The sequence below is a fragment of the Nostoc sp. genome, assembly GCF_036917195.1.
In the GTDB taxonomy this organism is placed as follows: Bacteria; Cyanobacteriota; Cyanobacteriia; order Cyanobacteriales; family Nostocaceae; genus Nostoc.
Map to the genome: position 1 here is coordinate 1 of NZ_JBALDG010000086.1, position 24,029 is coordinate 24,029.

A 24,029-nucleotide genomic window follows, 5' to 3' on the forward strand; every position below is an offset into this window, starting at 1 on the left:
CGGTCTTCTTTCAACACCCGATTGATGTCTAGCATTTTTCTGTCTCATTCCAGTTGCTAATCGTTACTCTACCTTATTAAGCGACAAGTCTAATGTGTGTGATATATTTCCGAAATAGATAGAACTGCATTTGTATTTCCCAGATGATGTCGTATCTTATTACTAAATTATGGAACCTGTAACATTAACAGCAGTTGCAACAGCGATCACTACTATAGTTTTAACTAAAGCTCTAGAAAAAACTGGCGAAAAGCTTGGGGAAGCTGCATTAAACAAAAGTCGTGAGTTAATCGAACAGCTACATAATAAAAATAAGTTGCCCTTGCTAACGAATGCAACACAGCAAAATCCACAGCAGCCATTAGATTATGGTAAAGCAGTGCTGGAGTTAAAAGCAGCAGCAGATGCAGATAGTGAAATTGCTCAATCTGTGCGGGAAGTGGAAGCAGCCGCAAATGCCGATCCCCAAGTAGCGCCAAAAGTCCAGGCGCTAGCAAATGACCTAAACTCGCAACCAGCAGGCGTTATCAATTCTACAAAGTTAGCTGACTCTATTAAAAACGTCTTTCAGGGAAATACTTTCATTGGTACTAATAATTTCTGACTGTACCCGCCTGTTGAGGAACAGGTAAAGTTAAATCCCTCTACTGAAATACCGCAAAATCTTCCCCTGAGTGGGGTGGTGAAGTTTGTTGGACGTGAAGACGAACTGCAAACCCTTCATCAGATGTTGCAGAAAAATAATCAAGTAGCCATTGCAGCGATCGCTGGCATGGGTGGACTGGGTAAAACAGAATTGGCCTTACAATATGCAAAGGCTCACCGTGAAAACTACAAGGGTGGAATTTGCTGGTTGCTGGCAAAGGCTGGAGATGTGGGTATTCAAGTTGTACAGTTTGCCAGAACGCAGCTTGACTTAAACCCACCAGATAATTTAACAGAAGATCCTAACCAAAAATTACTCGCGCAAGTGCAATATTGCTTTCAGCATTGGCGTGAGGGCGGCGATGTGCTGCTAGTATTAGACGATGTTGGAGAATATCAACAAGTTAAGCCTTATCTACCTTCGCCATCTTCTCGATTTAAAGTGTTGATTACCACGCGCCAACACTTAGGAGCATCTATAAAGGAATTATCTTTAGATGTATTGCAACCAAAAGCAGCGCTAGAGTTATTAAAGTCATTTTTTAAAAAAACACCACAGCGAATTGAGCAAGAATTGGCTGTTGCAAATCAGTTGTGTGAATGGTTGGGATATTTGCCTTTGGGTTTGGAATTAGTCGGGCGATATTTGGCGCGAAAACAAGACCTCTCTTTCACAGAAATGTTGCGGCGGTTGGAGAAAAAGCGACTAGAACAACCCGCCCTCATTAAACCAGAAGCCGATATGACAGCAGAACGGGGTGTATTAGCAGCCTTTGAGTTGAGTTGGCAGGAATTAGAAGATAGCGATAAGCAGCTTGGCTGTTTGCTGAGTTTATTTGCCGTCGCACCTATATCTTGGAAGTTGGTGGAACAGTGTTTACCAGAGTTAGACGAGGAAGAGTTAGAGGAAATTAGAGATGATACCTTGCTGAAACTGCATTTGCTACAGCGTAAAGGTGAGGGAATTTACCAACTGCATTCACTGCTTAGGGAGTTTTTCCAATATAAGCTTACAGATTTAGAACAGGCACAAGAATTAAAGCGATCGCTTTGTCGGGTAATGGTAGCAGTTGCCAAGGAGATTCCTGACTTGCCCATTCGTCAGTTAATCACTGCCGTTTCCCCTCTGATACCTCATGTGGCAGAAGTAGCAAACAATGTTACCGATTGTCTCAGCGATGAGGATCTAACTTTACTTTTCATTGAATTAGCCCAATTCAACGAAAGTCAGGGACTTTATAACCAAGCAGCACCTTGGCGCGAACAGTGCCTAGCTATTACTCAAAAGCGCTTTGGCTTTGAGCATCTAGATTTTGCCATCAGCTTGAATAATCTGGCCTTACTCTACTCTTTACAAGGTCGTTATACAGAAGCGGAACCGCTCTATCAACGAGCCTTGGAACTCAAACAACGTCTGATAGGAGACGAACATCAAACTGTTGCCACTAGCTTAAACAGTCTGGCAAATTTATTCTTTGTACAAGGTCGTTATACAGAAGCCGAACAACTCTGTAAGCAAGCCTTGGAACTTAGGCAATGTCTACTAGGACATGAGCATCTATATGTTACTGACAGCCTCAATAACTTGGCAGGAATTTACTACTCACAAGGTCGTTACCAGGAAGCCGAGCTACTGAGTCTGCAAGCTTTAGAAATCAGACAACGCTTTTTAGGAGATGAGCATCCATACGTTGCCCAAAGTCTCCTCAATCTGGCGTTAATTTACGACTCGCAAGGTCGTTACGCAGAAGCGGAATTATTTTATATGCAAGCCTTAAAACTTAGTCAATGCCTATTGGGAGATGAACATCCAGATGTTGCTCAATGCCTCTTCAATTTAGCATTATTTTACGATTCACAAGATTGTTATATAAAAACAGAACCCCTTTATTTGCAAGCTTTAAAGATCCGTGAGCAATGCTTAGGGGTTAATCATCCCAACACTATTCTCGTCCGTGAAAATCTGGCAAGTCTTCGCGTAGACGAAGTCCGCCGCAGGCATCGCCTCTCCTCAAATCAAGAATAGACGGTTTTGTGCAAAGCGTACCGTAATAAAATTGAAAAGCGCGTTAGCGGAGCTTACCGAAGGTATCGCTTTAACTCGGCCTTTCCTGTTCTGAACTCTGAGGTAGAATGAGGTTCCCCACAACCTACGCCAGTTTTAGTTTTTAGCCTTAACCCAAGCGTATTGTTATATAGGCAATCGCCTTACTCGGAAAGTTTCATTACTTACAGAAATAATTGTCCCTAACTCTAAATCTTCCTGGCATTCACTCAAAACTTGAGTCAATCGTTCATTAATTGCATCATAATTTTCGTTCCCCAACCTAAACAAAATCACACTGGGTAAACTATCCCCACTCACGGCTAAAAGTTGGGCAAAATCTAAATCTATAGTTAATAAAATTCTTCCTTCTGCACGGGCTTTAATTAAAATCTCATTATCTTGTAGTCTTTGCAAACCTTCATCGCGCAAATGCACTACATCATAACCAGCACCACGCAACCAAGTTACAGTGCGTAGTGAAATTCCCATATCTACCAAAAACTTCATTATTACTTGTTAAGCACTTTTGAAGGTATAAACCCGTTCTTGAGTCAACCACGCTGCATAAAGAAGAGATTGACGAATATCTTCTGCTTCTAAATCAGGATATTCTTCTAAAATTTTTTCTATAGGCTTTCCATGAGCTACCAAATTTACCACTAAAGAAACTGGAATTCGCATCCCGCGAATGCAAGCTTGTCCAGCCATAATGCTAGGGTCAAATGTAATTCTCTCCAGACCTAACATAAATGGTCGCTCCAAAATCTTTTTTATCGTTCTGAGGTGCAATTATGATATTGTAAAGCCTAGCGCTCTATACTTGATTTTAAACCCACAAGCGATCGCCTCCCCCCAAATCAAGAATAGACTACAGAAGGATACGAATTTACAGGTTTTATGCAAAGCGTACTATGATAAAACTTGAAGGAGCGATCGCCTAGACTAAAATTCATATTAAATGTAAGTAAAAATGCTTGATTAGTTCCTCAAAATGAGCTTTTACTTCTTCAAAAGCAGCTTTTAATTTCGCATTTTAGTGTTTTCCACAAACAAAAGCAGCTTTTAATTTCGCATTTTAGTGTTTTCCACAAACAAAAGCAGCTTTTAATTTCGCATTTTAGTGTTTTCCGCAAACAAAAGCAGCTTTTACTTTCTCATTTTGGTGTTTTCCGCAAGCAAAAGCAGCTTTTACTTTCTCAAACCCTAGTTTGCTTACTCATTTGAGTAATTCACGCATTCATTTTGGTATATCATTGAGCCGAAAGCTGGCGTAGGCGTAGCCCGTCGGAGACATCGCTCTAGAAAAGAAGTGTAAATCAACAAGCGATCGCGTCAAGGGAGTTGCTGACAACCAACTCACTAAAAAACGCGCTGATGCATCAACCGCAAAGCATCTGCACACACTCAGACCTGAATATGCCAAACTGGGTTTCGGTCTAGACCGGGCTGAGGACAAGGCTTCACAACGGGTTGAAGAGTTAAAAGCCAAAATCAAGGATAAAATACTAATGGCAAAGGCGATACACTTGGGGGCTTGGTTCCTTCTGGGGTGTATCGCCTCTAGCTCTGTGGTTTGGCTAGGGGCGTTACACCCAGCTTTGTTTTGGGTGATGTGGGTTGTCTACATCATGTCTGGTGCGTTGCTATGTCTTGCACTGCTTACCGACGATGCGGTGAAAAGATTTCTCAAATTACCAGAGCCTGACTATTATGCCTTGCTGATTGCGATCGCAGTAACAATCCCTTGTCTGTGGACGAACAAAGCCCGACTGAAGCAGGAAATTCAAAACAAAGAATCAGATTCTGCTTTCTGGCGCTCAACTAGAACACCAGAAAGCAGAATCTGAAGGGTTAATCAAAGGCGTTTTACTCACGAGGAAAAACATTCGCTTCAGCCTTTGCTAGTGCTTTGGCCAAGTACAGGGGAAACAATCAGAATTCGTCAGTGGCTGAGAGCGATCGCAATCCCCAAATCCTTACTGACAGAGCGAATACTCCACTTGCTCCGTCAGTCCTTGGATTGATCGAATCGTTTGATTCAGCCCCCGAAATGCGGGGGCTGCTGAACAACTATTTTGGAATCGGAGATTTCCTGACAACGTTACCAACAATGACACCAGCCGAAGTTGGACAGATGGCTGATCAATTAGATCAGTTAAATTTCCTCTTAGATAATTTACCTGCAATTGAGCAGAACCTTCGCAGTTACATTGATGGGGTAGTTAAGTACCATGAATTCGTCGGTCGCTGCGTGTCCCCTTAAAACGTATGCATTTTTAAGTGACCTTTTAACTCACTCTCCACTTATGTTTCTTATCTGTTCCCTATTCCCTGTCCCTTGCAAATCATCTTATTTTAGAGATGCTAAAGTGCGACGTCCAAGTATTCCGTCTGCTCTTAATCCTTTAGACTTTTGAAATTTCATCACCGCTAAACGTGTCTTGTTATCAAAGACACCATCCACATTTGCGGTATAGAATCCTTGCTGCTTTAAAGCATTCTGAGCAGTTTTGACTGCTTCTCCCCTGCTACCTACTGTCAGTACGCTACTACGGTTTGCCATACTATTAGACTTGTGCATAGCATTAGACTTGTGCATAGCATTAGGCTTTTTCATCATGTTGCCTTGCGGAGTATTTTGTGCAAGGTGGGTAGCAGTAGTCGGATTATGGCTTTTATTATTGGTTAAAGAGTAACCAGGCAAAGCAGTAGCTAGAGTCAGAGCCGGGATCAAAGCAAGTACTTTCCAATTCATTTTCTTGTTCCTTCCAATTATGATAAATTTTGCAATTTTGATTTGAAGAGTCATGCTACAAGAGTTTGTACCCAATAGTGATTCTCCTCAATCAATTCTGGTGTGTGGATTTGGTATAGAGCGAACCTATTTTTTAACCCAGAGCTATAGCATCACACGTTATATTGACAGAGTTATTGCAAAAATATGATAAAAGTGTGACAAAAGCATGACTAATTTATTAAGGGTTATGTAGCACAAGCCGATACTTTTGATTTCTGATAATTTCTCTAATAACCTTCTGCAATTAGCAGATGTGTCTATCAGGGTCTTTACTTAGACAACCCTGCTGATAAGGACTTGTACTATCACTAAACTGTACAATCTGCGATGATACAAACTGAACCCCTTTGTGCCTAGTATCGTCAAATAATTCGATTTACATTATTCTGCAATTAGCAATATTGCATGTCCATCAGGGTCTTTAACTAGACAACCCTTTTGGTAAGGACTTGTATTATCTGCAAACTGCACAATCCGTGATGACACAAACTGAACCCCATCTTGCCGCAGTATCTCTACCATCTGCTCAATATCATTGACAACAAGCTCAACTTGCACCCTCGCAATATCACAACTTTTCCAGTTACTCGGTATAGGACGACCTTTTCCAGGCACAAGGTAGTCTAGCAATTCAATCCCTAAGCCGCCTTGAGCAGGTCGCAGTGCTGTAATTCGGACTTCCGCTCCAGGCAAGTTATCCAAGCGAGTTTGGGTAGGACGCCAGTTGAGACTGTGGCTATCGACTTGCATTCCCAAGAGGTCGCGGTAAAAGTGTAGACTCTGCTCAGTATTAGAAATAGCGATCGCACTATGATCTATTCCCAAAAATAAGCGATTCCTATTTTGATGCCATTTATCCTGTCCTTTCTCGGCAGGAAACCAAATTAACTCTAAATCATGACCATCAGGGTCTTTAAACTTAAAGGCACCGACACCACCAGATGTTTCATTATCAGATAAGATTGTCTGCGGTGCAACTGAAATGGGTTCAATCGGAAATGAACGCACTTGTGCATAAGCGCGATCCATATCACTCACCACAATTGCCAGATGTTGAAACCATAAATCATTACTTTGTGAATCTTTTGGGATGGGTTTACCCTTAATGTTGATATACTCCATCAACTCGATGAGTTCATCTCCAAGTTGCAAGGTGACAATACGAATTTTTGCCTCAGTTATGCCTTCTAAGTCGCTGTAATCCTGTCCTTCAACTGTGATGTCAGAAAATAGTTCAAAACCAAGCGCTTCTTTATAGAAATTTAAAGAGCGATCGCAGCTTGTCACCGTTAATCCAATAGCTCGAATTTTTTGTACCCCTACATTGATTTGGCTAGGCATATTTAACAGCCCTTAAACTTACAATTAACTTTCTGTTAAAAGGTATTGGGAATTGGGCATGGGACATTGGGCATTGGGCATTAATCATTAGTTATAGCAATCCTAAATAAGTCGTAAAAATCTCCGATTCCTCTCTCTGCGCTCTTTGCGCGGCAGTTGCTTCAAGTCGGGTAACCCGCCCAACGCACTGCCTTGCCTCTGCGGTTAATTTATTTTTACAAATGATTTAGGACTGCTATAAGAGCTTTTTTCCTCGTTTTATTCTGCCTTCATTCTCCCCTGCTTTATTCCTTTTCCTAATCTTTTTTATCCTCATCTCCCAACATTTTCAGTAATTTTCTTGCAGCTAAAATACCCACAACTCCTGCACCGACTATTTCCGCTGCTTGCACAACTTTTTTCCCTACATCTTGAGGGTCGAGGTGCTGATGAAAAATCTCTTCATCTACCCATTCAGTTGTGGCTTTAAAATCATGAATTGGTGTTGGCAACAGCGTTAAATAAGTGGCATGACGGATTAAATGTGCAGGTTCGCCTACAACTTCAAAAACATTGAATAAGTTAGCAGCTGCATTATTTACCCCTAATTTCAAAAGGGTTCCACGGGTATTAACCTTAACAGGTTTAAGTTCTGCTCCTAGAGCGATCGCTTTCAAATTATGGGCAATATTAGCTCCTTGTTGATAAGCTACTTGGGCGGTAGGCGGTAGCGAATTATCCGGAAGTCCTGCACAATCACCGCCTGCAAAAACTTCTGGAAAGTCTAGGAGTTGCATGGTGGGAGTGACTAGTGGCCGACCATGATGATCCTGATGCTCTTGGGAAATTGGTAAATCTTTAATCAGTGGATGGACAGAAGTACCAGCTGTCCAGATTGTGGTATGTGTTGCTAATGTCTTAACTTGATTATTATGCTTATATTCAACAGCGTTAGGATGAATAGTAGTGGCTTCTGCTCCCGTAAGTATTTCAATTGGTATCCGGCGTTTTTGTAATTCTTTCTCAGCAATTGGGCGCAGTGGATTGTTAATATCGTCATTCAGGATTTCTTTGCCATGATTGAGCAATACTATCCGGATTTCACTAGAATTACCTCCCAAAACCTCATACCAATGTGGTAGAAAATCAGCTAAAGTTGCTGCAATTTCTACGCCACTAGAACCACCACCAACCACTCCTACTGTGAGCAGTTTCCGGCGTTCTTCTAAATCTTCTGTTTGCACTGCTCGTTGTAAACGATCGCGTAAATGACGTTCAAGAGCGATCGCATCTGCTTGTGTCCAGAAAGGAAAGGCATTTTCTTTAGCACCCTCAACTTGATGATAGGTAGTAACGCTACCCAAAGCTAATACTAAATTGCTGTAGTTGTAGAAGTTTCCTGAAGCTAATTTGACTTCCCGTTGATCCAAGTCTATCGATTGCACTGCATCTTGAACAAAAATGACACCGCTACCTTTGAGTAGTTCCGAAAAGCGCGGGACTACCTGAAAGGTATCCATCTCGCCATTGAAATATTCATATAATAGCGGCTTAAAGCAAAAGCGCTCGTTTTGATCAATCAAGATAACAGAGCGAGGATAATGTTCGTGAGCTAAGTGTAAGGCTGTAAATAGTCCTGTAAAGCCACCGCCGATAATCACAGTTTGATAAACTGGGCTGTTCATGAAATACTCTCCAAACTATTCTAAAATCAGGATGTTCAAATTAACACTTTCCTATATTAATAACAAGAAAGTAATCAAAGCAATGCTCAGGATCACAGCGAATGCAATAGCGTATTCAACTCGGCGACTAAAAAATCCTACAGCAGCAATTAGAGCGATCGCCAGCCCAATAATGCCAACATATTGCTGTTTTTGTAACCCACTTGCAATTAGTGGGTCTTGACCTGGTGCTGGAGTTTCCTGAATTGTTTTTGGGGCGCGTTGTGATGCTGGTATTTCTTGCAAGTATAAACTCATAAAATTACTCCTTAAAACACTTAAAATTTGTGAATGTTTTTATGCTCGCCAAAGGTAGATAAGCGAGAAAAGGAAGACCCAAACTACATCAACAAAGTGCCAAAACAGAGTGGTTGCACTTGTACCGAAGTGAGTCTTATTATAGTTGCCTGGAATGAAGGAGCGAATCAGCATAATTATCTGAAGCACAACACCAGCCAGAACGTGTAGACCGTGGAAGCCTGTTAACAAGTAGAATGTAGAACCAACTAACCCTGTAGTAATCTTGAAATCGAGATTTTTCCACTCAATTAATAGACCAATTAAGAAGTAAGTTCCCATTGCGATCGTCATCAGCCACAGCCAGCGAAATTTCTTGAGTTGATTACGCTTCAGAGCATTTTCTGCTGGTTGAATGACAAAGCTACTGGAAAGTAATACTACCGTATTAATAATCACAGGTGTAGACAATTCTGGGCCAGAAATACCAGGCGGTAGCCAGTTATTAGTAGTCAGTCGCAGAACAACATAAGTAAAGATAAAACTCAAAAAGATGATGCTTTCCGACAGCAGGAATACAGTAAACCCGAACATTCCCTTACCATGATGATCTTCATGAGTACCGCCACCACTTGGTAGGAAGCGCTGTAACCAATTTGGCAAGCGTAGCCGCCACAGATCAAAACGGATAGGACTTTCATCTTTATGAATAGGGCGACGTTGCATAACTCAATTGGGGCATTGGGTATTGGGCACTTGTACTGAGCGAACGCAAGAGCGTCTCTAAGAGTTGCCGTAAAGCCTGCGGCATAACTACGCTTAGGGCGCAGCCTATCGTAGAGAAGTATTAGAAATGGGTTATCCTCCTTATCCCCTTTGTCCTCAGTAAAAGGTGTTTTATCCTTACTCACCATTATCAGTCTCTAGGACTACCGAGTACTTTGGATCGCCGTAGTCATAAGGAGGTTTTGTCACAACCGGAATCTCCTCAAAGTTCTCTGGTGGAGGTGGTGAAGAGGTTGTCCATTCCAGTCCGGTAGCGTGCCAAGGATTGTTAACTGCCTTTGGCCCGTAAAGCCAAGAGCCTACCATGTTAGCAATAAAAGGCAGCGTCGATGCTCCTAGCAAGAATGACCCCAAGCTAGCGATCACATTCCATCCCTGATACTGTGGGTCGTAGGAAGAAACTCGGCGTAGCATCCCTTGTAAACCTAATGGGTGCATGGAGAAAAAGGTGATATTGGCAGGAATAAAGGTCAGCCAGAAATGCAGCTTACCCCAACCCTCGGCATACATTCTTCCAGTTATTTTGGGAAACCAGTAGTAAATTGCCGCGAAGATTGCCATTGTAATCGTGTTAAAAACGATGTAGTGGAAGTGTCCCACAACAAAGTAGGTATTATTAACGTGGATATCAAATGGCGTGGCAGCAAGCATTACACCAGTAACACCGCCAAAAATAAACATCGCTGCACCTCCCATCGCAAACAGCATTGGTGTCTCTAGGTGCAGCTTACTCCTCCAGATGGTGGCAGTCCAAGCGAAGGCTTTAATACCAGTGGGTATTGCAACTAACATTGAGGTAGCCATAAAGGTCATCCGCATCCAACCAGGGGTGGCACTGGTGAACATATGATGTACCCAAACGAAGATGCTGACCGCAGCAATACCTAAGGTAGCGATCGCAACTGACCGATAACCAAATAGGGGATTGCGAGAAAATGCAGGCAAAACCTCAGCAAAAATGCCGAAGGCTGGTAGTGCCATGATATAAACTGCTGGGTGAGAGTAGAACCAGAATAGGTGTTGGTAAATGATCGGATCGCCATTTGCGTCCGGTTTAAAAAATTGTGTACCGAACGAAAGGTCAAACAACAGCAATATTAATGCAGCCGTCAAGGCAGGCAAATTAATCAGCTGCAATAACTGGGCACTGAGAACCGACCACACAAAGACGGGCATTCGGAAAAATGTCATCCCTGGTGCCCGCATCCAAAAGATAGTAGTTACAAAGTTGACAGCCCCCATAATTGAAGAAATACCGATCAGGACTAGGCTAACTATCCAAATGAATTCACCGTTAATCAACTGATCGCCTGGAACTTGCAGACTAATTGGTGGATAAGACCACCAGCCAGCTTGTGCAGTCCCGTTAGGTAGGAAGAAGCTAGATAGTAGTAAAAGACCAGCTGGTGGCAGAATCCAAAAGGAGATGGCGTTGAGCAAGGGAAAAGACATGTCCCGCGCTCCAATCATTAGCGGTACTAAGTAGTTAGAAAGACCTGCATTGAAGGGAATAATCCACAGGAAAATCATGATTGTCCCGTGCATGGTGAACAAACCATTGTAGAGGGGACGGTCAACTAAATTTGATTCTGGAGTGAGCAACTCAGCCCGGATAAGCATTGCCAACAGCCCGCCAATCAGGAAGAAAATGAAGGTCATCACCATGTACTGAACTCCAATCACCTTATGATCGGTGTTGAAGCTGAAATATTCCCGCCAAGTATTCTCAGACTTGTTCTGGTAATTTTTCGATTCTTGATCCCCGGTAATATCTTCACTTAAATCATGTGTCATTATTTATCTTCCTTTGATTCGCTACGGCAGGTTGAGCCGGTGCGACGGTGTACCAGCCGCTATTAAACAATGTTTTCGGTGGTTGGATATTTTCGGCAACTGCCTGATTTGTTGGAGTTTGTTCGCTATTAGCAGTTTGCGTGAGCCACTGGTTATATTTATCAAGGGATTCAACGTATACGTCCGTTTCCATTAAGGCAAAGTAAGTACCGCTATATTGAGAATCTTTCAGCCGATATTTGCCTTCACGAATGGGTGTTAGCACAAGATTAATCTTGCGCCCTGGAACAATATCCTGCTTTAAGCGAAACTCAGGGACGTAGAAACCGTGGATTACATCCTGCGCTTGCAGATTTAAGCGAGTGCTGCGATTGATCGGCAGATGCAGTTGATTACTAGTAACATTATTTGGATAACGAAAAGACCAATCCCACTGTTTAGCGAAAACATCAATAGTTTCAGACGCAGGTTTGGGGACATCGCTGACAGTTGCGGCGTAGGCGGGTGCAGATTCTAGGGGTGTGTGCAAATGCACAATTTGGTTTAGACCGAGAATATTTAATTGTTGATAAATATTGAAGCTTTGCAAAGCAATCCACACTACTAACAAAGTCGGGGTTGCTGTCCACAATATTTCTAGCCTCGCATCACCTCTAGAGGGGTGTCCCTCGCTGTAGTCTTTTGGACTGGCACGATGGAAGACGATCGCATACACCATAATGCCAACCAGCCCCAGGAAGATGAATACTCCAATTGAGACTAAGAAGCTAAATAAATCATCTACCCGTTGTGCTTCTGTTGTAGCTTGGGGAGGCATCCAAGAAAACGCCTGCTGCCCAATCCACCGACTGATGATGAGCAGCACTGCTACATAAAACGCCATTAATACATATTCAAAAACACTAAACATAAAATTCGATAAATTCTCGTTTAATTATTTGTTGTAAAGATTTTTGGAAATCGTATTAGCAGCGGTAATGTGAATCCCAAATTCCTCTCCCAATTGCGCCCCCAAAGTTCCGTGAACGAATAATATGCCCATTATCGCAATGCCTGCTAACAAGTAACTCCACTGCACCTGCCTGGAAGCATCTTTACGCCAGCGGTAGCGTTGCAAACCTCTCCATACAGTCATGCCTACAATGATCCCCAGCAGCAAAACGCCACCCAAACCATGTAAAAGCATTGTCCAACCAGCATTTAACCCCCAAACACTCTTTTGATCAGCTGGTGGATTTGCCAACAGAAGCTCAAAAAAACCAGCAGCAACCGTGAAAAACGTGATAGCTGCTGCTGCTATAAGGTTGTACCAGCCGACATCAAAAAAGCTAGAACGGATGGCTGTCAATCCCAAAAATTTGAAAATTGGTTTTTCTAAGGGAAACAGCGCTCCTGCTATATCAAAAACGATCGCAATGATCAACAAACCCAGCGTTAGATGCACCAACTGGGGATGTACAGGAATTTCGTAGGGTAATCCGTTAGCACCCAGCCGCAATCTCAACTGCTCAATCAGTTGCCAGTTCATGGTGAAACTCCCTGTTTCATGGCTTGAACTACAGGCTCCACGTGCAACCCATATACCCAAAACAGTTTACTCCCCAAATACACTTGCAAAAACACTAGGCAGACTAAAAATGTTGCAGCACCCAGGTAAACAGGCGGTACTTTTCGGGGGTTGCGGTTGCGAATCACAAAACGCCAAGCTGCGATCGCCACGACAATAGCCGCCAGTGACCAACCCAAGATAGTATGATAATTCAACGTTGGCTCAACGGCTTGGTAGATGTTTGCCAAACCTGCTTCAAACTGACCAAAAATCACCGCTACAAAAATGGCTGCTGAAGCAACAAACATATTCCAGAAACTCACCTCAAATAAACGCACGTTACGGGTGAAATAGCCCAGCACATCGCATACGAAAGAAAAAAGCACCATCGCGATTACGAAGTGGACGATGATCGGGTGTAGAGGGTCAGGGTATGGTAAATCTTGGTTATTCAGAGACAGACTAGGCATCGCTTTCTCCTTCATGGATCTAAGTTATGTAGATGCGTTGCATGGAATTGCCATCCGCCTAACGCACCACTCATATTGTCAAGAATACTACTGCTAACGCCGCAGCTAAACCTATTAAAAAACATTAAAAATTTGCGATGCACTTCAATTTTGAAAGTAAATTTTTAAATAAACAGCTTTATATAGTAATCCAAATGAGTCATGAAAATCTCCGATTCCTCTCTCTGCGCCGCGCCAGTTGCTTCAAGTCGGGAAACCGCAAGGGCGCACTGGCTTCTCTGTGCCTCTGCGGTTAATTTATTTTTACAAATGATTTAGGACTGCTATACAGAATTGCTATTATTCTTGATTAAGTTGATTAGATTGGCTATTTGACAATAGCCAATTAGACATTTTAGAGGCGGCTAAAAATGCCTAACGTCTTATATGGTTCTCTTATTTAGGTCATTTAGATTGATTCACTAAAAATTTTACTTTAACTAATTACCCAAGTTGCTCTGAATATACCATAAATTTTGATTAAAATTGATATGAGCTTTAAAATTACATTTTTAAAAATCTTACAACTAAAGACATACTTTTGTCACCGAAATGACAAATAATTAAAACATTAATCAGTCAAATAACATACTGTTTATCTTTCTTTAGATAGATTAAGAAAATACTGTGTATTCTTAGACTAAAAAAAGTTTTGATTTTTTAATCGAAACTTTATCGATTTGACAATCTAAATCGCCATCTTAATACTACGCCTAAAAAGTAACAATATTATGCAAGTCTTCAGCTACTTGCAAGAAATACAACTTTTCAAAGTATCAAAATTATGAGCTATTCCCCTAACCTGCTTAAAGGTCAAAAAGCACTTGTGACGGGTGCTAGTTCTGGCATTGGTGAAGCTATAGCTCGCCATTTGGCCGCATCAGGTGCAGCAGTAGCTGTTAACTACCATTCGGAAGCAGAAGAAGCCCAAAGAATTGTCGATGATATCAAAGCCGCTAATGGAGAAGCATTTGCCATTCCAGCTGATGTCAGCAAAGAAGACCAAGTAAAGGCAATGTTCAGCAAAACGCTCCAAGAATTTGGCACTATTGATATTTTAGTTAGTAATTCAGGCGTTCAAAAAGACTCAGCATTTATAGATATGACCCTTGACCATTGGAACATGGTTATTGGGATAAACCTAACAGGACAATTCTTGTGTGCGCGAGAAGCTGCAAAGGAATTCTTGCGTCGAGGTGTCAAGCCTGATATTTCATCTGCCGCAGGTAAGATTATTTGCATGAGTTCAGTACATCAAGTAATACCTTGGGCAGGGCACGTTAATTATACTACTAGTAAGGGTGGTATTAATATGATGATGCAAAGTATTGCTCAAGAACTTGCTCCCCACAAAATTCGTGTCAATAGTATTGCCCCTGGTGCGATCAAAACCCCAATCAATAAATCAGCTTGGGACACACCAGAAGCAGAGGCGAAGTTACTCCAACTGATTCCAGCAAAACGAGTGGGTGATGTTGATGATATTGCCAAAGCCGCGGTTTGGCTAGCTTCTGATGACTCTGATTATGTTAACGGTACAACATTGTTTGTAGATGGTGGCATGACCTTATATCCAGGGTTTGAGGGGAATGGTTAAAATAATTCGTAATTAGGAAATTCATATTTATAGGACTTACGCACAGGTAATCGAAAACGCTTGCGGTTCCCCGACTTGTTCACGCACAGTCGCTCAAGCAACTCTTAGAAACCCTTTGCGAACGCTCTCAAGCGTCATTATGAATTAGGAATTAGTCTGACTTCTATGCCTACAAAAGTTATTGTCAATCCTAATCTGATCACAATTAACGATGGTTCCTCATTTTTAGTTACAGGTAGTGATGGTTCCATTGATGACAATCAAGCCCAAGGTTTTTTTGTTCGTGATACCCGCTTAATTTCTTATTACGAAATTTCTCTCAATCGTTACCAACTTTCACTGCTAGCTTCTAGTAACATCACGCATCACAGTGCGCTTTACCAATTCACCAACCCGGAACTTACCACTGTCAACGGCATTTTCCCCTCTGGTAGTTTGCTTGTAACCATCCGGCGCGACATTGTAGGAGGGATGCACGAAGATATCGAGATCACCAACCATCACTTAGAAGCAGTTGAGTTTCAACTGATGTTGGCGATTCGTTCGGACTTTGCAGATATCTTTGAGGTAAAAGCAAAGAAAATTTTGACACGGGGAGAGACAGCAACAACATGGAAAGATGGAATACTTTCTACTGAGTACCGTAACGGTTCTTTTGTCCGAGGGATTGTAACTGAGACAGTTTGTGCAAGTTCAACAGCAAGATATGCAAACGGTCGTTTGATGTTTGATGTAGCGATCGCCCCTGGTAAAACATGGCATACCTCTATCAACACTACAGCCTTAGCCAATGGAGAAATCCTCAAACCTCAAGAAAACTCTACTGTGTCTCACAATACAAAAGCTGGAGAGACCAGTGATGAATTTCTGACTAATGCCACAAAGTTGCGATCGTCTAATGCTGACATTCAAGGATTTTATCAGCAGGCGATCATCGATATAGGAGCGTTGCGGATTGAAGTAGATGATAACGGCCATAAGTTTTGGATGCCTGCGGCTGGTATTCCCTGGTTTATGGCTGTCTTTGGACGTGACTCTATAATTACCAGCTTGCAAACGATGGCAGTTTACCACGATTTTGCCCGTGGTACGCTTGTCAGGTTGGCTCAACTACAAGCAACTGAGTTACGTTTCGCAGACAACAAAAGCCGTTTCGGAGATCGCAAAAGCTACTTCGCAGACAACAAAAGCTATTTCGGAGACAACAAAAGCTATTCTGGAGACAACAAAAGCTATTTCGGAGATTGCAAAAGCCGTTTTGGAGACAACAAAAGCTATTTCGGAGATCGCAAAAGCTATTTCGGAGATTGCAAAAGCTATTTCGGAGACAACAAAAGCTATTTCGGAGACAACAAAAGCTATTCTGGAGACAACAAAAGCTATTTTGGAGACAACAAAAGCTATAGCACTTCTCTATTGAGTCGAATACAGACCTAGCGCCCAGCCCCTTCCCTACTACCGTTGGGGAGTAAATTCAAAGCCTCTCTCCTTTTAGGAGAGAGGTTTGGAGAGAGGTCAAACTGTATTGTATACAAACGAAAAGCGCTATATTTCGGAACTCTCCTCTACCCCTAGAGCCTCTTGAACCCTATGCATTATGCCCGCTGTTAACGAATAAATCTCCTGCGTAAGTCCTAACAAGTTTTTGAATAGCTACTTCTTTACAATCATGGCAACTGATTCATCTAATAAAACAATTTTTGCAGCGATGGGGGCTAACTTAGCGATCGCTATTACTAAATTTATCGCCGCCGCCATCACTGGCAGTTCTGCCATGATATCTGAAGGTATTCATTCGGTGGTAGATACTGGCGACCAACTGGTGCTTTTGCTGGGAATTCGCATGAGCAAAAAACCAGCAGATGATAGCCATCCGTTTGGTTACGGTCAAGAACTTTACTTTTGGACTTTAATCGTTGCTATTCTTATATTTGCCATTGGTGGCGGGATGTCAATTTATGAAGGAATTACTCATTTAATTAAGCCTAGTCCTTTAGAAGACCCGATGTGGAATTATATTGTATTGACTGTATCAATATTCTTAGAGGGGTTTTCTTGGACTGTGGCTTTAAAAGAGTTTTTGCCAACCAAAGGTAAGCAAAATTTTTGGGAAGCAATCAAAAACAGTAAAGACCCTACAGTATTTACAATATTATTTGAGGATACTGCCGCAGTTTTAGGTTTATTCGTTGCTTTAATCGGAATCTTTTTAGGACATTTATTTAATAATGTTTATTTTGATGGTATCGCCTCGATTATTATTGGGATTATCTTGGCTATAGTAGCAATATTATTAGCTAGGGAAAGTAAAGGATTATTAGTTGGTGAAAGTGCTAATCCTAAAACTATAGCTAGCATTCGTTCTTTGTCAAAAACAGAGTCAGGGGTACAAGAAGTCATCCGAATACTAACAATGCAGCTTGCACCACAGGAAGTATTACTCAACTTGGAAATCCAGTTTGCTAAAAATCTCACAGGTGAGCAAATAGCCTTGACTGTGGAGAGTCTAGAAGCAAAAATTAGTCAAAAACATCCAGAAATAAAACAAATTTTTATTGAAGCAAAATCTTTAGCTGCTACTCGCAAATATCCTTAAACTTTGGAATAAAATTTAATTAGATAATATGAAATACAGCGTTTAAAAATAGCACTCAAAACAATAAATTATGGTAAAGATAATTGGTCAAGGCCAGGCTTTTGGCTCACCAGGCATTGATCCCCGATGGACTCATGCCAATAAAGATGGAGTAGGAACAGCCTACTCTAGCGCAAGTCACGTTTGGTTTACTATCTGGAACGGTATTGTGACAGAAGTTTACCACCCTACAGTAGATAAACCCCAAATTCGGGATTTGCAGTATCTCATTTCTGATGGGAAAAGCTTTTTCCATGAGGAGCAATCCGATCTCGAATCAAAAGTAGAATCTATGTGGACTCATGGTTTAGGATACCGGATCACTAATTCCGATCCACAAGGCCGTTATGCTGTGGTCAAAGAAGTGATTGCCGACCCGCATTTATCCTGTATTTTACAACATACAAAATTAACAGGAAAACCTGAATTTATCTCTCAACTCCAGCTATACGCCTTGTGTGCGCCACATCTAGAAGTTAGTGGCAGAGGTAACAATGGTTATGTTACCGAAGTTGCTGGGCATCGGATTCTAACGGCCGAAAAAGAAGGAAGATGGTTGGCGCTGGGTGCAACAGTTCCCTTTACGCATCTTTCTTGTGGTTATGTCGGTGAAAGTGATGGCTGGACAGATTTAGCTGACAATTTCCAGATGGATTGGGAGTTTGGCAGTGCTGTGGATGGTAATATTGCTTTGACTGGAAAACTAAATCTGGATGGTAGTAATGAGTTTACTTTAGGACTGGCATTTGGCACAACTTTGCACAATGCAGTTTCCACACTGTTTCAGTCGCTAAATATTTCTTTCCAAGAGCAGAAGCAACATTATATTGAACAGTGGGAGCGATCGCGCAAGGGCATCCACTCATTAGAAAATGTTTCCTATGATCAAGGGAAGTTGTATCACAACAGCATCAGTCTACTTTTAGCTCATGAAGACAAAGTTTATCCAGGTGCTTTAATCGCATCCCTTGCCATTCCTTGGGGTGAAGCCAAAGACGACCAAGACCAAGGAGGATATCATCTCGTCTGGACGCGGGATATGGTCAGTAGTGTAGCAGGTTTGGTGGCTGCTGGCGAAACTCAAACAGCAGCGCGATCGCTCATTTACCTTGCCACCAGCCAACAGGAAGACGGAGGTTTTGCCCAAAATTTCTGGGTTGATGGCGAACCTTATTGGAAGGGCATCCAGTTGGATGAAGTAGCGTTTCCTATTCTCTTGGGATGGCTATTGCACCAGAAAAATGCTTGCTCAAACTTCGATATCTATCCGATGGTTCAGCGGGCGGCGGGTTATTTAATTCGTCACGGCCCTGCTACGCAACAAGAACGCTGGGAAGAAAACAGTGGTTATTCACCATCAACACTAGCATCTAATATTGCCGCCCTGATTTGTGCTGCCCAATTTACCCGTGAACGTGGGGATGAAGCAACAGCACAATTTATTGAAGAATACGCTGATTTTTTAGAATCTCACCTTGAAGCTTGGACAGTTACTACTGAAGGAACCTTAGTTCCTGGCATCAAACGCCATTATATTCGGATTACTCCTTCAAATATTGATAATCCTCAACCCAACGAAAATCCTAACCAAGGAACTCTTTTCATCAGTAGTCAACCACCTGGTGAACCAGCAGAATTTCTCGCAAAGGAAATTGTTGATGGCGGGTTTTTACAATTGGTGCGCTATGGAATTCGTAAACCTGATGACCCGATTATTGTTGATTCTGTAAAAGTAATTGATGCAGTCTTGAAAGTAGATACACCCGTTGGGCCTTGTTGGCATCGTTACAACCACGACGGCTACGGACAGCAAGAAGATGGTAATGCGTACACGGGTTGGGGTAAAGGACGTGCTTGGCCTCTCTTAACGGCAGAACGAGGACATTATGAACTAGCTGCGGGCGGTGATGTCAAAACATATATTAAGGCGATGGAAGGATTTGCTTCAAACACTTATTTGCTACCAGAACAGGTTTGGGATGAAGCAGATAGACCAGAAATCCATATGTGTTTAGGAAAACCAACAGGTTCTGCAATGCCTTTGATGTGGGCGCACGCAGAGTATATTAAGCTGCTACGGTCAAATCATGACGGTCAGGTGTTTGATTTTATTCCAGAGGTGGCGAATCGATATCTAGGCGAAAGACAAGAGTGTAAATTATTGGAAATTTGGAAGTTTAACCGTAAAATAGACAAAGTTAAAAAGGGTTATACACTGCGAATTCACGCTTTAGCATCTTTTCAGTTGCACTGGTCACAGGATAATTGGCAAACTGTAGAAGATATGTCTTCTACTTCCACAAAGTTAGGAGTGAATTTTGTAGACATCTCTGTTTCTGATAACCAGCAACAACCAATCAACTTTACCTTTTTCTGGATTGAAAGTAGCAAATGGGAACAGCGCAATTACACGGTTGTAATTGAGTAGCAGTAATTAGCTTTCATCTTTTTATTAGAGAAAATTAGGAATTGGTACAGTGTATACGGTAGTTAATAAGATGAAACGGGCGATCTAATTTTTGAGGCATAAAATGAAATCTTTTCCCAAAGTTCACAGATTTTTAGCTACTTGTAGTGCCAGTACATTCCTGATTCTCACTGCCCTGACTACTGTCTGTACAAATTCCGCTTTAGCCACAACACAGCAACAATTAAAGCCAGCAACTACAGAGCGTTCTAGCCCACAAACCAACGTTGCCTCTAATTCTCCACGTTGCCAAACTGAACAATTATCAGTACGTAAGGTGTCTGGAGACGCAGGTGTGGGAAATGTCGCAATTATTTATGCTTTCACTAATAAAGGCTCATCACCCTGTAATCTTTATGGATATCCTGGATTCGCGTTGCTAAACTCCAAAAATCAGCCTCTAAAGGGGGTTAAGGTCATCCGTTCCCAAAGCACATACTTCTTATCTAAGCAGTCTCCACAAAGGGTGACTCTAGCCCCAGGTGGGCAAGCCTCATTTGAGATTGCTTACAACCACACCAAAGATGTTGGTCAGTCGTGCCCGACATCTGTGAAGGTTCAAATTACGCCCCCTAACGCCTACCATCACTTTACCCTTTCTCAAAAAATTAACGCTTGCACAGGTAAAGTCAGAGTTACACCAGTACGAGCAGGCATTATCCAATAGTAGCGATTAGTAGCGATCGCCTCCGACGAAGAAAAACCTGTTTCGATTGACTTATTGGAGATTTTTCTAAGATAACCACACAATTAAAGAGAGCCATTTTTATGCAAAATAACGAATCGCCCAAGCCGACAATAGACTACTGGCATGTTTGGATTGACCACGACGGTGTAAGTCACCAGTCCCGTTGCCAAATTGAGGACTTCATCGAGAAAGGCATTGCCCCGGATACATCGCCGCAGTGGCTTTCTAATTTGAAGCAGTCCGGTGCCACAATTACCTTTACTGTGCTACCCGTGGGATGGGTTGGCAACTGGCATGAGAACCCGAAGCCCCAGTGGGTCATCCCTTTGTCGGGACGCTGGTTTGTAGAAACTATGGACGGGCAGCGAGTAGAGATGGGCCCTGGCGAGATTTCATTTGGAGAAGACCAAGGCACGAAACCGGACGCGCAAGGTAATAAAGGTCACTTATCTGGAACAGTAGGTGATGAGCCAGCTGTTCTCATAATGGTGCAACTTGAAGAGACTCCAACTTTCGAGCAATCTTGTCGCTTTAAGTAAGACTTTCTCAAAACGACCAGCATTTATTCTACTGTCCCAATGCCAGACACCATATCTATTACTAAGGAAGAAATACTTAACTGAACTGTATTGTCATATATAGCGGTTCTCATTCAGATGCGGTACAACATTATATCGCCAGGTGTAGGGGCACGGCATTGCCGTGCCCTTACAGATGTACCTTACGTAAACAATAACCGCTATAATTTGGCGCATGTTCATACAGAATTGATATTAGTAGCGATCGCTCAATCTATTCCCACACCAGCGGTTGCTCGAGGGGGAAGGACTGGCAGATAGACTGATTCTCAACAACGGGCTTCAGCTAAATGTCAATTATTTTCTTCTAAAGTAATTGTCCCTTGAAGAGTAAGGCATAATTGCCTCTTGAAGATTTACGCCGTTGAGGTTAGCTCCCCTAAGGTCAGCTCCTCTGAGGTTAGTTCCTCTGAGATTTGCCCCTGTCAAATTCGCACCTCTAAGGTTAGTCCAACTCAAATCAGCTTCACTCAAATCAGCTTCACTTAGGTTAGCCTGCAACAAATAAGCACCACTGAGGTGAGCCTTGGTCAGATTAGCTTTGTATAAGTCAGTTTTATAAAGATAAGCACCCAACATTTCCGCGTCGTACAAACTTGCCTCGCTGAGGTCAGCCGCAATCAAGTTAGCTTCAATCAGGTTGGCAAAAGAGAGATTAGTTCGGATTAACTTCGCTGCACCTAAATCGGCATCCCTCAAGTTAGCGCCTCTTAAGTCAGTTCCAATTAGATTAGCATCAGCGATCGCAGCGCCTCCAAGATTCACCTCACTCAAGTCAGCTCCAATCAAATTGGCATGACTCAAATCTGCCTGCGTAAGTATCGCACCACTCAAGTTAGCAACACTGAAATTAGCATGACTCAGGTTAGCTTCAACCAGGAAGGCTTTGTAGAGGTTGGCACTACTGAGGTCAGCACCACTGAGGTTTGCTCGCACCAGTAAAGCATTACCCAAATCCGCCTTTCTCAAGTTTACCCCTTGGAGGTTTGCGCCTCTGAGGTTATCCCCTTGCAGGTTTGCGGCACTGAGGTCTGGTTCAATTTGAGGATTTTTCTTTCTCCACTCAATCCATGTAACTGCACCTGCTTTTAGTAAAGCTAGATGCTCTCGATTTGCCATTTTCTCTTTTTTACTCCTTACGCCCACCCAGAGGATTTGCCCGACCAGCTACACTTTCAATCGCCGCTAACGCTCCCGCCGAACCTGCTAAAATATCTTGTTCTTGTCCACCTAAGTAAAGCCGTCCAAAACTACCTACAGCTAGAACCTCAAGAATGTTAATCGACGCTGCTTTCTCAGCTTCATTCGCAGCCAGTGCGGCGTAAGCAGCAGGCTCAACTTCTAATACATACAGCGTTTGCCCTGCTAATAGTAGCTGTCCGCGTCGCGTGCGATTAATCAGTTGTGTTTGGTAGGCATCAATGTTGCGGATAATCTGGCTAGAAATAACCCGCGGTTTGAGACATTCCTCTCTTCGGACTCCCAATGCCGCCAAAATGGCTTGACCAGCAGCTCGCGTTTCGCCTTGGGAACCAGAATGAACTTCCAATAGTCCGTATAGTCGTTCAACTATCTGTACTCCCGGACGGACAGAGGCAGATTTTAGGGCTATATCCGTAATCTTATTAATTTCGATACCAGGAGAGATTTCAATCCACAGTGATGTATCCCCTGGTAATGGTAAGAAGCCTTGGGCTACTGTTCCCATATATGCTGCATGTTGAGGTTGCAGGCTGTCGAGAAATACGAAACTGCGTAGTTCTATTCCCAAGATTTTGCTCTCCAGTCATAAGGGTAAAAGTTATCTATTGCAAGATAGAAACGTCTAGCTTGGGTCATTCTAGCCACAAGTGAAGCATGGAAAAATACAAAGTAGAAAAATTTTGCTGTCGATAAATCTTACACCTGAGAAGTATTCTGGCAGTAAAAACCGCCTTGACAATTGTACAAGCTTTATTACGCACAAATTGCTGCCTACAATGCCAAAATCGAGCAATACTGGTCTTAATTTACTGATAAAGTTGATGTGACAAAAAAAAGTCTTTAGCTAAACTGAAGCGGGAAAAGTTCACTGGACTTGCGCCAGCATCTTCAAAATGCTGCCAAAACCGCAGCTAATTAAAGTGACACTGCTAAGATTTACACATTGACAAGGTAGGCAAGAAGTGATTTAGCTGGAAACAAGGAAATAACAGGCTATTCATTGACTGGCAAGGTAATCACAAACTCAGTCCCCTCGTTCAAGGTTGAGTTAACTGCGTAGCTTGCCGCTGTAGGCATCGCTCCAGGGGAACGGAGGATAATTAAATAGCCAAAAACTTGATTAAACCTATCTAAACTTCTCCATCACAAAACTTTTGGCATATCTCTCTAAATATTCGCAGCTATGTTGAGCGATCGCAGCTTATTAAAGAGCCTATTAGAAGTTTAGTGCCAATTCAATCTCACTATCGAACTACACTATTCCCTACTCCCCACCCCCTTTCATAAATACTTTGAGAACCACCTATAGCAATCCTAAATTAGTCCTGAAAATCTCCGATTCCTCTCTCTGCGCTCTCTGCGCGGCAGTTGCTTCAAGTCGGGGAACCCGCCCAACGCACTGCCTTGCCTCTGCGGTTAATTTCTTTTTACAAATGATTTAGGACTGCTATAT

General features: G+C 42.4%; 25 protein-coding genes. 11 read left to right on the top strand and 14 right to left on the bottom strand.

Going from position 1 to position 24,029, the window contains the following annotated elements:
• Window positions 1-169 precede the first annotated feature (169 nt).
• Both V7K40_RS29765 and V7K40_RS29770 read left to right on the top strand, forming a co-directional pair.
• Window positions 170-604 carry a hypothetical protein gene (locus V7K40_RS29765; protein WP_334966186.1) on the top strand — a complete coding sequence of 145 codons (435 nt, stop codon included), beginning with the start codon at window positions 170-172 and terminating at the stop codon, window positions 602-604.
• Between the two features lie 75 nt (window positions 605-679).
• Entirely contained in the window at window positions 680-2,671 is a 1,992-nt protein-coding gene (locus tag V7K40_RS29770) for a tetratricopeptide repeat protein (protein ID WP_334966188.1), read from the top strand.
• 165 nt (window positions 2,672-2,836) lie between these two features.
• Here the strand turns inward: V7K40_RS29770 and V7K40_RS29775 are convergent, their stop codons facing one another.
• The 3 genes from V7K40_RS29775 to V7K40_RS29785 all read right to left on the bottom strand — a co-directional run bounded on the left by V7K40_RS29775 (window position 2,837) and on the right by V7K40_RS29785 (window position 4,181).
• Window positions 2,837-3,199, bottom strand: coding sequence for a DUF5615 family PIN-like protein (locus tag V7K40_RS29775; protein ID WP_334966190.1), 363 nt, complete (start codon window positions 3,197-3,199; stop codon window positions 2,837-2,839).
• Between the two features lie 9 nt (window positions 3,200-3,208).
• Window positions 3,209-3,439, bottom strand: a complete 231-nt coding sequence (locus V7K40_RS29780) for a DUF433 domain-containing protein (RefSeq protein ID WP_334966192.1) — start codon at window positions 3,437-3,439, stop codon at window positions 3,209-3,211.
• Window positions 3,440-3,929: 490 nt separating this feature from the next.
• Window positions 3,930-4,181, bottom strand: coding sequence for a hypothetical protein (locus tag V7K40_RS29785; RefSeq protein ID WP_334966194.1), 252 nt, complete (start codon window positions 4,179-4,181; stop codon window positions 3,930-3,932).
• 19 nt (window positions 4,182-4,200) lie between these two features.
• Here V7K40_RS29785 and V7K40_RS29790 point away from each other — a divergent pair, with 19 nt between their 5' ends.
• Window positions 4,201-4,539, top strand: coding sequence for a hypothetical protein (locus tag V7K40_RS29790; protein ID WP_334966196.1), 339 nt, complete (start codon window positions 4,201-4,203; stop codon window positions 4,537-4,539).
• A gap of 98 nt (window positions 4,540-4,637) precedes the next feature.
• Window positions 4,638-4,955 (top strand): hypothetical protein, encoded by a 318-nt coding sequence (locus V7K40_RS29795; protein WP_334966198.1) that lies wholly within the window; start codon window positions 4,638-4,640, stop codon window positions 4,953-4,955.
• 87 nt (window positions 4,956-5,042) lie between these two features.
• Here V7K40_RS29795 and V7K40_RS29800 read toward each other — a convergent pair whose 3' ends face one another.
• The 9 genes from V7K40_RS29800 to V7K40_RS29840 all read right to left on the bottom strand — a co-directional run bounded on the left by V7K40_RS29800 (window position 5,043) and on the right by V7K40_RS29840 (window position 13,369).
• Window positions 5,043-5,501, bottom strand: coding sequence for a peptidoglycan-binding domain-containing protein (locus V7K40_RS29800; protein ID WP_334966200.1), 459 nt, complete (start codon window positions 5,499-5,501; stop codon window positions 5,043-5,045).
• A 369-nt stretch (window positions 5,502-5,870) separates the two neighbouring features.
• Window positions 5,871-6,830 carry a VOC family protein gene (locus tag V7K40_RS29805; RefSeq protein WP_334966202.1) on the bottom strand — a complete coding sequence of 320 codons (960 nt, stop codon included), beginning with the start codon at window positions 6,828-6,830 and terminating at the stop codon, window positions 5,871-5,873.
• Between the two features lie 296 nt (window positions 6,831-7,126).
• Window positions 7,127-8,494, bottom strand: a complete 1,368-nt coding sequence (locus V7K40_RS29810) for an NAD(P)/FAD-dependent oxidoreductase (RefSeq protein ID WP_334966204.1) — start codon at window positions 8,492-8,494, stop codon at window positions 7,127-7,129.
• 51 nt (window positions 8,495-8,545) lie between these two features.
• Window positions 8,546-8,791: a hypothetical protein gene (locus V7K40_RS29815; RefSeq protein ID WP_334966207.1), complete on the bottom strand. Its 246-nt coding sequence runs from the start codon at window positions 8,789-8,791 to the stop codon at window positions 8,546-8,548.
• 39 nt (window positions 8,792-8,830) lie between these two features.
• Entirely contained in the window at window positions 8,831-9,496 is a 666-nt protein-coding gene (locus tag V7K40_RS29820; RefSeq protein WP_334966209.1) for a heme-copper oxidase subunit III, read from the bottom strand.
• A 177-nt stretch (window positions 9,497-9,673) separates the two neighbouring features.
• Window positions 9,674-11,350, bottom strand: coding sequence for a cbb3-type cytochrome c oxidase subunit I (locus tag V7K40_RS29825; protein ID WP_334966211.1), 1,677 nt, complete (start codon window positions 11,348-11,350; stop codon window positions 9,674-9,676).
• Window positions 11,340-12,260, bottom strand: a complete 921-nt coding sequence (locus V7K40_RS29830) for a cytochrome c oxidase subunit II (protein WP_334966213.1) — start codon at window positions 12,258-12,260, stop codon at window positions 11,340-11,342. Before V7K40_RS29830 ends, V7K40_RS29825 begins: the two co-directional genes overlap by 11 nt.
• Window positions 12,261-12,284: 24 nt before the next feature.
• Complete coding sequence (locus tag V7K40_RS29835) at window positions 12,285-12,878, bottom strand: DUF2231 domain-containing protein (RefSeq protein ID WP_334966215.1); 594 nt, start codon at window positions 12,876-12,878, stop codon at window positions 12,285-12,287.
• Window positions 12,875-13,369: a DUF2231 domain-containing protein gene (locus tag V7K40_RS29840; RefSeq protein WP_334966217.1), complete on the bottom strand. Its 495-nt coding sequence runs from the start codon at window positions 13,367-13,369 to the stop codon at window positions 12,875-12,877. Before V7K40_RS29840 ends, V7K40_RS29835 begins: the two co-directional genes overlap by 4 nt.
• 823 nt (window positions 13,370-14,192) lie before the next feature.
• On the opposite strand from V7K40_RS29840, the gene V7K40_RS29845 reads away from it, so the two are divergent.
• The 7 genes from V7K40_RS29845 to V7K40_RS29875 all read left to right on the top strand — a co-directional run bounded on the left by V7K40_RS29845 (window position 14,193) and on the right by V7K40_RS29875 (window position 21,634).
• Window positions 14,193-15,005, top strand: a complete 813-nt coding sequence (locus tag V7K40_RS29845; RefSeq protein WP_334966219.1) for an SDR family oxidoreductase — start codon at window positions 14,193-14,195, stop codon at window positions 15,003-15,005.
• 165 nt (window positions 15,006-15,170) lie between these two features.
• On the top strand, window positions 15,171-16,442 hold the full coding sequence (locus V7K40_RS29850; protein ID WP_334966221.1) for a glycogen debranching N-terminal domain-containing protein: 1,272 nt from the start codon (window positions 15,171-15,173) through the stop codon (window positions 16,440-16,442).
• Window positions 16,443-16,674: 232 nt separating this feature from the next.
• Entirely contained in the window at window positions 16,675-17,601 is a 927-nt protein-coding gene (locus V7K40_RS29855) for a cation diffusion facilitator family transporter (RefSeq protein WP_334966223.1), read from the top strand.
• A gap of 70 nt (window positions 17,602-17,671) precedes the next feature.
• A complete protein-coding gene (locus V7K40_RS29860) occupies window positions 17,672-20,068 on the top strand; it encodes a glycoside hydrolase family 15 protein (RefSeq protein WP_334966226.1) in 2,397 nt (798 codons plus the stop codon).
• Window positions 20,069-20,171: 103 nt separating this feature from the next.
• Window positions 20,172-20,774, top strand: coding sequence for a DUF4232 domain-containing protein (locus V7K40_RS29865; protein WP_334966229.1), 603 nt, complete (start codon window positions 20,172-20,174; stop codon window positions 20,772-20,774).
• Between the two features lie 251 nt (window positions 20,775-21,025).
• Window positions 21,026-21,334 (top strand): hypothetical protein, encoded by a 309-nt coding sequence (locus tag V7K40_RS29870; RefSeq protein ID WP_334966231.1) that lies wholly within the window; start codon window positions 21,026-21,028, stop codon window positions 21,332-21,334.
• 117 nt (window positions 21,335-21,451) lie between these two features.
• Window positions 21,452-21,634 (top strand): hypothetical protein, encoded by a 183-nt coding sequence (locus V7K40_RS29875; RefSeq protein ID WP_334966233.1) that lies wholly within the window; start codon window positions 21,452-21,454, stop codon window positions 21,632-21,634.
• A gap of 36 nt (window positions 21,635-21,670) precedes the next feature.
• On the opposite strand, the gene V7K40_RS29880 is transcribed toward V7K40_RS29875, so the two are convergent.
• Together V7K40_RS29880 and V7K40_RS29885 are read right to left on the bottom strand one after the other, a co-directional pair.
• Entirely contained in the window at window positions 21,671-22,492 is an 822-nt protein-coding gene (locus V7K40_RS29880) for a pentapeptide repeat-containing protein (RefSeq protein ID WP_334966235.1), read from the bottom strand.
• Between the two features lie 10 nt (window positions 22,493-22,502).
• Window positions 22,503-23,144 (bottom strand): hypothetical protein, encoded by a 642-nt coding sequence (locus tag V7K40_RS29885; protein WP_334966237.1) that lies wholly within the window; start codon window positions 23,142-23,144, stop codon window positions 22,503-22,505.
• Window positions 23,145-24,029: the final 885 nt, after the last annotated feature.